The sequence below is a fragment of the Pseudomonas sp. SAS7 genome (genome assembly GCF_052112345.1).
GTDB lineage: Bacteria > Pseudomonadota > Gammaproteobacteria > Pseudomonadales > Pseudomonadaceae > Aquipseudomonas > Aquipseudomonas putida_Q.
In genome coordinates this window covers 750770-765049 of the sequence record NZ_JBEGGO010000001.1, presented here as the reverse complement: position 1 = coordinate 765049, position 14280 = coordinate 750770, and the positions used below count along the sequence as shown (strand labels likewise).

The 14280-nt window shown below is 64.2% G+C and carries 10 protein-coding genes; 9 read left to right on the top strand and 1 reads right to left on the bottom strand.

Going from position 1 to position 14280, the window contains the following annotated elements:
- Positions 1–29 precede the first annotated feature (29 nt).
- From ABI582_RS03400 to ABI582_RS03380, 5 genes are all read left to right on the top strand, one after another.
- Entirely contained in the window at positions 30–1388 is a 1359-nt protein-coding gene (locus ABI582_RS03400; RefSeq protein WP_442118400.1) for a DUF1329 domain-containing protein, read from the top strand.
- Positions 1389–1452: 64 nt separating this feature from the next.
- Complete coding sequence (locus ABI582_RS03395; protein ID WP_442118399.1) at positions 1453–2529, top strand: WD40/YVTN/BNR-like repeat-containing protein; 1077 nt, start codon at positions 1453–1455, stop codon at positions 2527–2529.
- A gap of 30 nt (positions 2530–2559) precedes the next feature.
- Complete coding sequence (locus ABI582_RS03390) at positions 2560–5085, top strand: efflux RND transporter permease subunit (protein WP_442118398.1); 2526 nt, start codon at positions 2560–2562, stop codon at positions 5083–5085.
- 43 nt (positions 5086–5128) lie between these two features.
- Positions 5129–6769, top strand: a complete 1641-nt coding sequence (locus tag ABI582_RS03385; protein WP_442118397.1) for a fatty acid--CoA ligase — start codon at positions 5129–5131, stop codon at positions 6767–6769.
- A 63-nt stretch (positions 6770–6832) separates the two neighbouring features.
- The gene (locus tag ABI582_RS03380) at positions 6833–7909 is read left to right on the top strand and encodes a 3-keto-5-aminohexanoate cleavage protein (RefSeq protein ID WP_049275186.1); all 1077 of its coding nucleotides are present in this window, start codon (positions 6833–6835) and stop codon (positions 7907–7909) included.
- Between the two features lie 72 nt (positions 7910–7981).
- Here the strand turns inward: ABI582_RS03380 and ABI582_RS03375 are convergent, their stop codons facing one another.
- A complete protein-coding gene (locus tag ABI582_RS03375) occupies positions 7982–9265 on the bottom strand; it encodes an arsenic transporter (protein WP_442118396.1) in 1284 nt (427 codons plus the stop codon).
- A 290-nt stretch (positions 9266–9555) separates the two neighbouring features.
- Between ABI582_RS03375 and ABI582_RS03370 the strand changes: the two genes are divergently transcribed.
- From ABI582_RS03370 to ABI582_RS03355, 4 genes are all read left to right on the top strand, one after another.
- Entirely contained in the window at positions 9556–11796 is a 2241-nt protein-coding gene (locus ABI582_RS03370) for a TonB-dependent siderophore receptor (protein WP_442118395.1), read from the top strand.
- 143 nt (positions 11797–11939) lie between these two features.
- The gene (locus ABI582_RS03365; RefSeq protein ID WP_258656171.1) at positions 11940–12227 is read left to right on the top strand and encodes an iron transporter; all 288 of its coding nucleotides are present in this window, start codon (positions 11940–11942) and stop codon (positions 12225–12227) included.
- Positions 12224–13744, top strand: coding sequence for a PepSY-associated TM helix domain-containing protein (locus ABI582_RS03360; protein ID WP_442118394.1), 1521 nt, complete (start codon positions 12224–12226; stop codon positions 13742–13744). The genes ABI582_RS03365 and ABI582_RS03360 overlap by 4 nt, the downstream gene beginning before the upstream one ends.
- Complete coding sequence (locus tag ABI582_RS03355; RefSeq protein WP_442118393.1) at positions 13741–14079, top strand: DUF3325 domain-containing protein; 339 nt, start codon at positions 13741–13743, stop codon at positions 14077–14079. The genes ABI582_RS03360 and ABI582_RS03355 overlap by 4 nt, the downstream gene beginning before the upstream one ends.
- Positions 14080–14280 lie beyond the last annotated feature (201 nt).

Here is a 14280-nt window from a genome sequence, read left to right as displayed (position 1 = left end):
CCTAGTACAACAACAAGCGGAGAAACGCGATGAAGTATCTCAATAGCCTGCTGTCGGCCTCGCTTGCGGTCGTTATTGCCGGTAATGCCCATGCGGCCGCCCCGGCCCAGGACGTCGCCCGGCTGGGCAAGGACCTGACCCTGGTCGGCGCCGACAAGGCCGCCAGTGCCGACGGCGCGATCCCGGCCTACCAGGGTGGCCTGAACACCCCGCCTGCCGGCTTCAAGCAGGGCGATACCCTGCGCCCGGACCCCTTCGCCTCGGAGAAACCGCTGCTGGTGATCGACGGCAAGAACGTCGACCAGTACAAGGATTCGCTGACCGCTACCACCGTAGAGCTGGCCAAGCGCTTCCCGAGCTTCCACATCGATGTGTACCCAAGCCACCGCACCGCGGCGTTGCCCAAGGTGCTGCTCGACAACACCCTGAAAAATGCCGCCAATGCCAAGTCCCTGCAGGACGGCATGGCCATCGAAAATGTGCTGCCCGGCGTGCCGTTCCCGATCCCGCAGTCGGGCGCCGAGGCCATGTGGAACCACCTGCTGCGCTACCAGGGCGTGGCACAGAAGGCCAAGTATGACTCCTGGAACGTCGACTCCGCCGGCGTCGCGGCCCTGGCCACCACGGGCCTGGCGTACAACGCCTACCCGATCTACGAAGAGCTGAACAAAGTCATCGAGCCCAAGGACATCTACTTCCAGACCAAGCTGTACTTCGAAGGCCCGGCACGCCGCGCCGGTGAATCGATGATGCTCAAGGACGCCGCCAACCCGCTGGTACAAGAGCGACGCGCCTGGCAGTACCTGCCTGGGCAGCGCCGGGTGAAGCTGGCGCCGAACCTGGCCTACGACACACCCAACCCAGGTACTGCAGGCTCCGGCACCTTCGACGACGTGTACGTGTTCAACGGTGCGCTGGACCGATACGACTGGCAGCTGCTCGGCAAGAAAGAAATGTACGTGCCGTACAACACCTACAAGCTCACCTACATTCACGACCCGAAGTCCCTGACCACGCCGAACCACCTTTCGCCCGACCAGGTGCGCTGGGAAAAACACCGTGTCTGGGTAGTGGAAGGCACCCTCAAGGGCAATGCCCGCCACATCTATGCCAAGCGCCGCTTCTACCTTGACGAGGACAGCTGGTTTGCGCTGGCTTCTGACCAGTACGACGCCCGTGGCCAGCTGTATCGCGGCTCGTTCAGCTTCTTTACCCAGAGCTACGACGTGCAGATTCCCAACAACAACCCGCACGTGGTCTACGACCTGGTCGGTGGCACCTACAACGTCAACGGCCTGATCGGCCCGCATGGCGGTATCGAGTACATCGCCCCTCTGTCCAAGGCGCAATGGTCGCCCGAAGCCCTGGCCGGCGCCGGCATTCGCTGACCCCGACGACCCGTCTGACGGCGGCCCGCACGTGGCCGCCGTCAGGTTTTGCAGAGGATGTGGCATGGCTTCTTTGAACAAGTATGCGCCGTGGGCGCTGGCAATCACGCTCGCCCTGGGCGGCAGTTGCGGTGTGGCCCAGGCGGCCTATGTCGATGTGCTGGACCTGCCGGCCGAGCCTAGCGCGCTGGCGGTGCACAGCGCCTTGCGCGATGTGGTGCGGGCCGGTGAGCGGCTGGTCGCGGTGGGGGCCCGTGGCCACATCGTGTATTCCGACAACCAGGGCCAGGACTGGCGCCAGGCCAGCGTACCGGTCAGCGCCGACCTCAATGCCCTGGCGTTTCCAACCCCCCAGGAGGGTTGGGCGGTAGGCAACGATGGCGTGGTGCTGCACAGCCGTGACGGCGGTATGAACTGGGCCGTGCAGCTCGATGGCCGGAAGATCGGTGCACTGGTCACGGCCCATTACCAGGCCTTGGCACAGGCCCACCCCGACGATGCGCAATGGCCGCAGTTCGCCGCCGAAGGCCAGCGCCTGGAGCAAGAGGGCGCCGACAAGCCGTTTCTGGGTGTGTGGTTCACCGACGCCCGGCACGGCTACGTAGTGGGTGTGTTCAACCTGATCTTGCGCACCGACGATGGCGGCGAAAACTGGGTGCCGATGCAGGACCGCACCGACAACCCGCAAGGCCTGCACCTCAATGCCATCCGGGCGGTCGGCGATGACCTTTATGTGGCCGGCGAACAGGGCCTGCTGCTCAAGTGGAACACCGGGCAGCAGCGCTTCGTCGCCCTGCCTGGCCCTTACCAGGGCACCTGGTTCGGCATTCTCGGCAAGCCCGGCGAAGTGCTTGCCTACGGCCTGCGTGGCCATGTGGCACGCAGCCTCGACGGCGGCCAGAGCTGGACCAAGGTGGACACCGGGCTGGGCCAGAGCATCACCGCCGCCAGCCTCGACAGCCAGGGTGACTACTGGCTGTTCAGCCAGGCCGGGCATGTGCTGCGCAGCCACGACGGCGGCCAGAGCTTCGCCTTGCAACCGCAGGTGCCGCTGGCACCCGTGGCGGCTGCCCTGCAAACCCGCGGCAACGGCACGGTGCTGGTAGGTGAGCGCGGCGTGCGCGTGCTGCCAGCCCGCTAAGACCCACAAGAATTCCAAGAGAGCCTCGTGATGGCCAACATCAAGCAAGACACCATGCCGGTGATCCGCGACCTGCGGGATTTCGATCCACGTTCCGGCAACCTGCTCGAACGCATGGTCTTCAACTATCGCCCGCTGTTCATGCTGTTCATGGTGCTGGCCACGCTGGTGCTCGGCTATGTGGCGGTCACCCGCCTGGAACTGCGGCCCAGCTTCGAGAAAATGATCCCGCAAAGCCAGCCCTACATCCAGAACTACCTGGACAACCGCAAGTCGCTGCGCGGCCTGGGCAACTCGGTGCGGGTGGTGGTGGAGAACACCCAGGGCGATATCTTCGACCCCGAATACCTGGACGTGCTGAAAAAGATCAACGACGAGCTGTTCCTTGCCCAGGGCGTCGACCGTGCCTGGATGAAGTCGTTGTGGAGCCCTGGCGTGCGCTGGACCGAGGTCACCGAAGAAGGCTTCCAGGGTGGCGCGGTGATGCCCGATGACTACCAGGGCAAACCGGCCGACATCGAGCAGCTGCGCCAGAACATCAACCGTGCCGGTATCGTCGGCAGCCTGGTGGCGAGCGACTTCAAGTCCAGCATGCTGGTGGTGCCGCTGCTCGACCACGACCTCGCCACCGGGCGCGGTATCGACTACCGGCAGTTCTCGCAAATGCTCGAACAGCAGTTGCGCGACCAGTACGAATACGGCGGCGACAGCAAGGCGCGCGCGTCTGGCAAGGAAGGCGAGGGCAAGTACAAGGTGCGGGTCATCGGGTTTGCCAAGCTGATGGGCGACCTGATCGACGGGCTGATCCAGGTAATGATGTTCTTCGCCCTGGCAGTGGTCACCTCGCTGGTGATCATCTTCCTGTACACCCGCTGCGTGCGCAGTACCCTCTTGGTGGTGTTCTGCTCCCTGGCGGCGGTGGTGTGGCAGTTGGGCATTGTCGGTTGGCTGGGCTATGCCATCGACCCGTACTCGATCCTGGTGCCGTTCCTGATCTTTGCCATCGGCGTGTCGCACGCGGCGCAGAAGATGAACGGCATCATGCAGGACATCGGCCGTGGCACCCACAAGCTGGTGGCGGCGCGCTATACCTTCCGCCGCCTGTTTGTGGCCGGGGTTACGGCGCTGCTGGCGGACGCCGTGGGCTTTGCCGTGCTGATGCTGATCGACATCCCAGTGATCAAGGACCTGGCGATCACCGCCAGCATCGGCGTGGCGGTACTGATCTTCACCTCGCTGCTGTTGATTCCGGTGTCGCTGTCTTACGTTGGCGTTGGCCGCAAGGCATCCGAACGTGCCTTGCGCATTGACCAGCGTGCCGCCGAGCACCGCGGCTTCGGCAAGCTGTGGGACGCCCTCGACCGCTTTACCACGCGCAAGTGGGCCACCGGCGCGGTGCTGGTGGCCACGTTGCTGGGCCTGGGCGGGTTCTGGGTGAGCCTGCAGTTGAAGATCGGCGACCTCGACAGTGGCGCGCCGGAGCTGCGCGCCGATTCGCGCTACAACCGCGACAACGCCTACATCACCAGCCACTACGCGCTGTCCAGCGACCTGTTCGCGGTGATGATCAAGACCCCGCCGGAAGGCTGCCTGAACTACAAGACGCTGATCCTCGCCGACCGCCTGGCCTGGCAGTTGCAGCAGTACCCCGGCGTGCAGACCACGGTGTCGCTGGTCAACGCCGTGCGCCAGATCACCGCAGGCTCCTTCGAAGGCAACCCGAAGATGAGCAGCCTGCAGCGCAACCAGGACATGCTCAACTACGCCGCCCAGCAGGCCTCGGTCAACGCCCCGGAGCTGTTCAACACCGATTGCTCGATGATGCCGGTGATCGCCTACCTCAAGGACCACAAGGCCCAGACCCTGGACGACGTGGTGGCCATCGCCGACCGCTTCGCCCGCGAAAACAGCACCCCCGACCGGCAGTTTCTGCTGGCCGCCGGCAGCGCCGGTATCGAAGCTGCCACCAACATCGTGGTGCGCGAAGCCAACCGCACCATGCTGCTGTTTGTCTACCTGGCGGTCACGCTGTTCTGCCTGATCACCTTCCGCAGCTGGCGCGCGACCTTGGTGGCGCTGCTGCCTCTGGTGCTGACTTCAGTGCTGTGCGAAGCGCTGATGGTGGCCATGGGCATTGGCGTGAAAGTGGCCACCTTGCCGGTGATCGCCCTGGGCGTCGGCATCGGCGTGGACTACGCGCTGTACCTGCTCAGTGTGCAGCTGCACTACCAGCGGCAGGGCCGCACCCTGGGCGAGGCCTACCAGAACGCCGTGGCCTTCACCGGCCGGGTGGTCGGGCTGGTGGGTATCACCCTGGCCGCCGGGGTGGTCGCCTGGGCGTGGTCGCCGATCAAGTTCCAGGCCGACATGGGCATCCTGCTGACCTTCATGTTCCTCTGGAACATGCTCGGCGCACTGCTGCTGATCCCGGCCCTGTCGCACTTCCTGCTGCCGGACAAGCGCTTTGTCGCGGCGGCCCCCGCGCATTGCGAAGCCGCACCACAGCCCTGTGAGAGCGCCCTGGTACCACGCGCGCAAGCGCGGGTGCAGGCGTAGTCAGCTCTTAGTCGATTCGAACATGGAAACTGGAACCAACGTCATGGCCAAGACAAAAATAATGCCGCCGGCAGCCGGCGCCTATGCCTACCCCTTGCTGATCAAACGCCTGCTGATGTCGGGTGTGCGGCACCAGCCGGACCAGCAGATCGTCTACGCCGACACGCTGCGCTACAGCTACCGCGAGCTCGAGCAGCGGGTGCGGCGCCTGGCCAACGTGCTGCGCGCGGCCGGCGTGCAGGCCGGTGACACTGTCGCGCTGCTGGACTGGGACAGCCACCGTTCGCTGGAATGCTTCTTCGCCGTGCCGATGATTGGCGCGGTGCTGCACACAGTGAACATTCGCCTGTCGCCGGAGCAGGTGGCCTACACCATGAATCACGCCGGGGATGACCTGGTGCTGGTGCATGACGACTTCGTGCCGCTGCTGGAGCAGCTGCGCGGCCAGCTGGGCACGGTCAAAGGCTACCTGCAACTGACGGACGGGGAGGCTGCGGCCACGTCGCTGCCGGTGCTCGGCGAATACGAAGCGCTGCTGGATGCAGCCAGCCCCGAGGCCGAGTTCGAGGACTTCGACGAGCAGTCGGTGGCCACGCTGTTCTACACCACCGGCACCACCGGCAACCCCAAGGGGGTGTACTTCTCGCACCGCCAGCTGGTGCTGCACACCCTGAACCAGTTAGGCACCTTCGCCGCCTACGACGGCCAGCCGTTGCTGCGTTCCAGTGACGTGTACATGCCGATCACCCCGATGTTCCATGTGCACGCCTGGGGCGTGCCCTACACGGCCACGATGCTGGGCATCAAGCAGGTGTACCCGGGCCGCTACGAGCCGGACAAGCTGGTGCGCCTGTACCGCGATGAGGGGGTGACGTTCTCCCACTGCGTACCCACCTTGCTGCAAATGATGCTCGACAGCGAGCAAAGCCGGCACATCGATTTCAGCCGCTGGAAGATCCTGCTCGGCGGCAGCGCGCTTACCCACGGCCTGGCGCGCCAGGCCAGCGAGCGCGGCATGCTGATCTTCAGCGGCTACGGCATGTCGGAAACCTGCCCGCTGCTGACCTTGACCCACCTGCGCGACGAAGACCTGGCCTTGCCCATGGGCGAGCAGGTAGCGCAGCGGATCAAGACCGGCGCCCCGGTGGCGATGGTCGACCTGCGCATCGTCGATGCGGCGGGCGTGGAGGTGGCCCACGACGGTGAGTCGCTGGGCGAGATCGTGGTGCGTTCGCCGTGGCTGACCCAGGGTTACCTGCACGAGCCGGAAAAGGGTGCCGAACTGTGGCAGGACGGCTGGCTGCACACCGGCGACATGGGCTCGATCGACCGTCACGGGGTGCTGGAAATCAAGGACCGGATCAAGGATGTGATCAAGACCGGCGGTGAATGGATCAGCTCGCTGGCGCTGGAGAACCTGATCAGCCAGCACGCGGCGGTCAATGCCGTGGCGGTGGTGGGCATTCCCGACGAGCACTGGGGCGAGCGGCCGATTGCGCTGGTGGTGTGCACGCTGGGTGGCAGCCTCGACCAGGTAGGGCTCGAAGCGCACCTGAAGCAGTTTGTCGACAGTGGCCAGATCAACAAGTGGGCGATTCCCCGTCAGGTGCACTTCGTGGCGGACATACCCAAGACCAGTGTCGGCAAGATCAACAAGAAGCTGATCCGCGAGATGCATTGCTGAAACCCGATAGCCGTCGGTCTGTACCGACACTTTTCCAATAATCACAATATAAGGAACACCCCCATGAACTTCCTTGATGGCCACCTGTTCACCGAGAACCAGCAGCCGTTGATCATCACCGCAGCGCCCTATGCGCCTTCCTGGGTGCCGTCCGACTTCCCCGAGGACATTCCGGTGACCATGGCCGAGCAAGTACAAAAGGCCGTGGATTGCTACAACGCCGGTGCCACGGTGCTGCACCTGCATGTGCGCGAGCTGGATGGCAAGGGCTCCAAGCGCCTGTCCAAGTTCAACGAGTTGATTGCCGGTGTGCGTGAAGCGGTACCGGAAATGATCATCCAGGTGGGTGGCTCGATCAGCTTTGCCCCTGAGACCGAAGGCGCCGCGGCCAAGTGGCTGAGCGACGACACCCGCCATATGCTGGCCGAGCTCGACCCCAAGCCCGATCAGGTCACCGTGACGGTCAACACCTCGCAGATGAACGTGGTCGAGCACTGGGGCTACCAGGATGTGCGCGGGACTTCGATGGAAGACCCGGCGGTGTATGAGGCCTACAAGGAAATGACCGTGCCCGCGCAGCCCGGCTGGGTCGAGGAGCACGTGCGCCGCCTTAGCGCCGCCGGTATCCAGAGCGCCTTCCAGTGCTACAACCTGAACAGTTTCGAGTCGGTCGAGCGCCTGATGCGCCGTGGCATCTACAAAGGCCCGCTGGTGATGAACTGGGTGGCCATCGGCGGCGGCATGGACGTGCCGAATATCTACAGCCTGGCCAACATCGTGCGGGCCGTGCCGGACGGCGCCGTGCTCACCGTGGAAAGCTCGATGCGCAACGTGCTGCCGATCAACATGATGGGCATCGCCATGGGCCTGCACGTGCGCTGCGGTATCGAGGACAACCTGTGGAACCAGGCGCAGACCGAGAAGATGTCCACGGTGCAGCAGATCGAGCAGCTGGTGCGCATTTCGCGCGAGTTCGGTCGGCCGATCGCCACCGCCAAAGAGGCTCGTGAAATCAGCAAGATCGGCGTGTTCTACGACACCGTCGAAGAGAGCCTGCAGGCCAATGGGTTCGCGCCAAACCGCAATGGCGGCCAGCAGGGTTTCTTGCGCAAGACGGCTGAAACCGCTGACGGCAATTGAGTATTGGTTGAAGAGAGGTTTTGCGCTGGCTGAAGCTGTGCTCCAAGGATTGGAGCCAGCTGCTCGGCAACCTCAAAAACTCAACCACAGTGCCAGTGCCGCCAAGGTCGCCAGCAGCACCGGCACGGTCAGCAGTACGCCGACCTTGAAGTAATATCCCCAGCTGATCACCACCCCTTTGCGCGCCAGCACATGCAGCCACAGCAACGTGGCCAGGCTGCCGATCGGGGTGATCTTCGGCCCCAGGTCGCAGCCGATGACATTGGCGTAGATCATCGCCTCGCGCACCACGCCCTGGGCTTCGCTGGCATGGATCGACAAGGCGCCGATCAGCACACTGGGCAGGTTGTTCATCAGCGACGAGAGCAGCGCCGCAATCAGCCCGGTGCCCAGCGTAGCTGCCCACAACCCATGCCTGGCGAGCCAGTCCAGTACCCCGGCAAGGGCGTCGGTCAGGCCGGCATTGCGCAACCCGTACACCACCAGGTACATCCCCAGCGAGAACACCACGATCTGCCACGGTGCTTCGCGCAGCACACGGCGGGTTGAAATCACGTGGCCGCGGGCGGCCACGGCGAACAGCACGGCGGCGCAGGCCGAGGCCACGGCGCTGACCGGGATGCCCAGCGGCTCCAGCACGAACAGCGCGGCCAGCAACACCACCAATACCACCCAGCCCGCACGGAACGTGGCGCGATCGCGCACTGCCAGGGCAGGCAACTGCAGGTCGTCGGTGGCGTACCGCAGCGGGATGTCGCGGCGAAAATACAGCCACAGCACCAGCAGCGTGGCCGCGACCGCCACCAGGTTCACCGGCACCATCACGGCGGCGTAGGCGTTGAAGCCGAGCCCGAAGTAGTCCGCCGACACGATGTTGACCAGGTTCGATACCACTAGCGGCAGGCTTGCGGTGTCGGCGATAAAACCGGCGCCCATCACGAAGGCCAGGGTTGCCGTGGGGGAAAAGCGCAGCGCCAGCAGCATCGACATGACGATGGGGGTGAGGATCAGTGCTGCGCCATCGTTGGCGAACAGCGCCGATACCGCTGCCCCCAGCAGCACCATGAAGGCAAACAGGCGACGCCCGTCGCCTCGGGCCCAACGCGCCACATGCAGCGCCGTCCAGGCGAAGAAACCGGCTTCGTCCAGTAACAGGCTGATGACGATCAGGGCGATGAAGGTGGCGGTGGCGTTCCAGATGATTGCCCAGACGGTGGGGATATCGTGCAGTGACACCACGCCGCACAGCAGGGCCAGAAGTGCACCGAAGGTGGCACTCCAGCCGACGCCGAGGCCTTTGGGTTGCCAGATGACCAGGGTCAAGGTGAACAGGAAAATCAGTGCGGCTGGGAGCATGAACAGGTGGCTCGGGTCAGGAGAGGGCAAGTGTAGCCAGTGCAGGAGGCAATTACTTCAGCGTCCCGTTCATTCCGTGCAGGCGAGAAGGCAGCGCTCTACGCCGCGGTTCAGCAAAGTTCCGTTACAAACATGTAAACTTCGTAAATACGATTTACTCTCATTTGCGATTCCCTATATTTACCACCCCTGTTGGCCACCAGACTGTGTTTGCGAGGCCGGTGGGCGATGGCCCCCCGGTTTCCGACAGGGATGTGCCGTTTCGCTCATGAATCGCAGGAGATGTACCCATGCAGTGCAGAACTTCACCCAACAGCCTGGCCTTGGCGTTCGTCGCACTGGCGTCACCGGCCATGGTGGCCACCGCGGCCCAGGCTGAAGAGCAGCGTACGGGTGAGGTGCTGGAAGTGCCGGTTGCCGACAACGCGCTGGTGATTCAGGACACGCTGATCACCGCCGAGCGCGAGGCGCGCCAGGCCTTGGGTTCGTCGATCATCACCGCCGACGACATCAAGCGCCACCCACCGGCCAATGACCTGTCCGATATCATCCGCCGCGAGCCTGGCGTCAACCTGACCGGCAACAGCGCCAGCGGCGCACGCGGCAACAACCGCCAGATCGACCTGCGCGGCATGGGCCCGGAAAACACCCTGATCCTCATCGACGGCAAGCCCTCCAGCGCCCGCAATGCCGTGCGTTATGGCTGGAACGGTGACCGTGATACCCGGGGTGAAACCAACTGGGTGCCCGCCGAGGCAGTCGAGCGTATCGAGATCTTGCGTGGCCCGGCCGCCGCTCGCTACGGCTCCGGCGCCATGGGCGGGGTGGTGAATATCATCACCAAACGCCCCACCGACGAGCTCAAGGGCAGCGTCAGCCTGTTCACCCAGTTGCCGGAGGACAGTGCCGAGGGTGCCAGCCGCCGCGCCAACTTCAACCTCGGTGGCGGCCTCACCGATAACCTTGGTTTCCGCCTGTTCGGCGGCTTGGCCAAGACTGACGCTGACGACCTGGATATCAACGCCAGCCACGCCAACAGCGCGCTGGTTGCCGGGCGTGAGGGTGTGCGCAACAAGGACATCAACGGCCTGCTCAGCTGGAAGCTGAACGACGAGCACCGCTTCGAAGCCAGTGCAGGCTACAGCCGCCAGGGCAATATCTACGCTGGCGACACCATGAACAGCAACGGCGGCAGCGACGTCGCACTTATTTCCAGCCTGTATGGCCACGAAACCAACGTCATGCAGCGCAGCACTTACGACCTGACCCACCTGGGCGACTTCACCTGGGGTACCAGCAAGACCACCCTGGCTTACGAATACGTGCGCAACTGGCGCCTCAACGAAGGCTTGGCCGGTGGCCCGGAAGGGGCGATCAACGACAGCGGCGCGGCGATGTCGCGGTTGCGCAACACGCGTTTGAACAGTGAGGTCAACTTGCCGTTCGCCCTGGGCAGCACCGAGCATGTGCTGACCCTGGGGGGCGAGTACCTGTACGAGTCGCTCAACGACCAGGGCTCGTTCCGTCCGCAGAGCTTCGACCCGAGTGGATCGGGCAATGACGCGATCAGCGGTTTCGACCGCAGCGAATCGAAGATGACCGCCAGAAGCTACGCGTTGTTCGTCGAGGACAATATCGTCATCGGCGACACGACGGTGACGCCTGGCTTGCGTTTTGACCATCACGAGATGTTTGGCGACAACTTCAGCCCCAGCCTGAACCTGTCGCACAAGCTCACCGAGGCGCTGTCGGTCAAAGGCGGCATTGCTCGCGCCTACAAGGTGCCGAACCTGTACCAGTCCAACCCCAACTACCTGCTCTATAGCCGCGGCCAAGGTTGCAGTGTGGAGCAGACCAACTCCGGTGGCTGCTACCTGCAGGGTAACGCCGACCTCAAACCGGAAATCAGCGTCAACAAGGAGATTGGCCTGCTGTACGACCGCGGCACCTGGCGTACCAGCGCCACCTACTTCCGCAATGACTACAAGAACAAGATCATCGGCGGTACCGATGTGCTCTATGCCATCAACAGCGGCCGCCGCGTGACCCAGTGGGAAAACGCCGGCAAGGCGCGGGTGGAAGGTATCGAAGGCAACTTCTTCATCGAGCTGACGCCAACCCTGGACTGGAACACCAACCTGACCTGGATGCTGGACAACGACAATCGCGAGACCGGCGAACCGCTGTCGGTGATCCCGGAGTACACCGTCAACACCACCCTCGACTGGCGCGCCACCGAGCAGCTGTCGTTCCAGGTGGCGGGTACTTACTTCGGTAAACAGAAGTCGCCGACCTACAACTACCGCACCCAGGAAAACTACGACCAGGCTGCGCAGCAGGACGTCGAGGCCTATGGCCTGGTGGACGTGAGTGCCGGGTACAAGTTCAACGCCAACTACGACGTGCGGGTGGGGGTGAACAACGTGTTCGACAAGCAGATCCTGCGTGGCGGCAACGCGAGCAGTTCGGGGGCCAACACGTATAACCAGCCGGGCAGGGCGGTGTTTGCTGCGCTGAATATCAACTTCTGACAGCGGGGGCCGCTTTGCGGCCCGATCGCGACACAAGGCCGCTCCTACAGGCGATTCGCGCTCCCTGTAGGAGCGGCCTTGTGTCGCGATCGGGCTGCAAAGCAGCCCCAGATGCCCTACCTGGCTATGCAACGGAGCCCCCGATGATCAAAGCCCCCGCCTGGCTACAACTACTCTCCCGCAGCGCCGCCGCGTTGCTCGGCGGCTACGCCCTCAGCTACGCCGCCAGCGCCTGCCTGGCGCGCATCCTGCCGCTATCTGCCGCCGATGCAGTCATTGTCGCGACCCTGCCGGCGTTCATTTTTTACACCGTCGCCATCCTCTGGGCCTTCGCCTGCCGTGATGCCCTGCGCGCCTGGGCGCCGCTGGCACTGGCTGTGCCCCTTGCCCTGATCGGCTTCTGGCCGCAGGTAATGGAGCGGCTGGCATGAAGAACACCTTCACCCAATCGATGGCCTGGCTGCACACCTGGGCCGGGCTGATCTTCGGCTGGCTGCTGTTCGCCATCTTCGTCACCGGCACCCTGGCGGTGTTCGACAAGGAGCTCAACCACTGGATGCAGCCGGAAATCCCGGCCACCCAGGTGTCCCAGGCCGACGCTGCCCGGCGCGCTATCAACTACCTGCAGGCCCATGAACCAAAGGCTGGCAACTGGGGTATCAGCCTGCCGAGCGAACGCGCGCCAGGGCTGCGCGTTTCTACCGGCGAGCGCCGCCACGGCGGTGGTGTACATCTCGACCCGCGCACCGGCGAGGCCATCGAGGTGCGCGACAGTGTCGGCGGCAACTTCTTCTTCCGCTTTCACTTCACCCTCGACCTGCCACGCAACTGGGGTATTTTCGTAGTCGGTGCGCTGGCGCTGGTGATGCTTGCGGCACTGGTGACCGGCATCGTCATCCACAAGAAGATCTTCAAGGAGTTCTTCACTTTCCGGCCTAACAAGGGCCAGCGCTCGTGGCTGGATTTCCACAACGCCAGTGCGGTGTTGTTGCTGCCGTTCCACCTGATGATCACCTACACCGGCCTGGTGATCTTCATGCTTATCTACATCCCCGCCGGGGTCGATGCGCTCTTTGCCGGCGACGCCCGCGCCTACTTCCAGGCCCAAGGCAATGCTCGCGTGGAACAGCCCCGTGGCCTGGCCAGGCAGCCGGCCGCGCTGGTGGATGTAGCACCGCTGTTGGCCCAGGCCGAGGCGCGGCTGGGGCCGATTGGCGGCTTGAATATCCGCAACCCGAACACGGCGGCGGCGCGCGTCGAAATCCGCCCCGAACTGGGCAATCGCATGGCGCTGGCCAAGGGGCAGGCCATGGTCTTCGATGGCGTCAGCGGGCGACTTCTCAGTGACGTGCCTGAATGGCGCGCGGTGCCTTTGACCCAGCGGGTCATGGTCGGCCTGCACTTCGCCCAGTTCGGCGGCTATCCGATGCGTTGGCTGTACTTCGTGTGCGGGCTGGTCAGCTGCCTGATGATCGCCAGCGGCCTGGTGCTGTTCTGCGTGAAACGCGGGCGCAAGTATGCCAGCGCCACTGCTGATGCTTCGGCACGGCGCTGGTACCGGGTGGCCGAGGTATGCAACGTGGGCTTCATCAGCGGTTTGCTGCTGGCGTGCGTCGGGCTGCTGTGGGCCAGCCGCTTGTTGCCGGTGGAACTGGTACAGCGGGAGAGCTGGGAAGTACGTGCGTTCTTTGGTGTATGGCTGCTGGCGCTGTTGCATGCGGGTATCAGGCCGGCACGCCGTGCATGGGCCGAGCAACTGTTGCTGACGGGGTTGCTGTGCATCGGGCTGGGTGCGTTTGGCGGCCTCGAAGACGCCATGCGCCTGGGGGTAGCGGCCTGTGCGCTGGTGCTGGGCGTGTTGGTTGGGCTGGTGGCCTGGCGGGTGCGGCAAGCACAACCGGTGCAGCAGAAGGCCCGGGCAGGGCGCCAACAGGAGGCCGAGGCATGATGATGTGGATTGCAGGCGCAGTGCTGTTCGCTTATGCCGGTATGCTCGGGCTGTGCCAGGGGCTGGAGCGGCATTATAAACAGGTGTGGAATCGCACCTGCCCGCGCGTGTGGAGTATCAGCCTGCGCAGTGCCGGTTGGTTGGCGTTGCTGGCGAGCCTGACGCTGTGCGCCCAGGCCTGGGGCTGGGCCATGGGGCCGGTGGCCTGGTTCGGCGTGCTGTCGCTGGCGGGGTTGGTGCTGGTGATGTTGCTGCCGTACTGGCCGCGGCTGGCGGTGGGATTGGTGGGGGGGCTGCCGGTGTGGGGTTTGGTGCAGGTGGTTACCCATCTATGAACTGAACGCGGACTGTGTAGGAGCGGCCTTGTGCCGCGAAAGGGCCGCAAAGCGGCCCCGACGATATCCGCTGCGAAGCCGAAAATCTGGGGCCGCTTTGCGGCCCTTTCGCGACACGAGGCCGCTCCTACAAGGGATGCGCGTTTGTTAATCCGGCGACATTGTTGCAGCCAAAAGCCTCGCAGCATGCTAAACCATGGG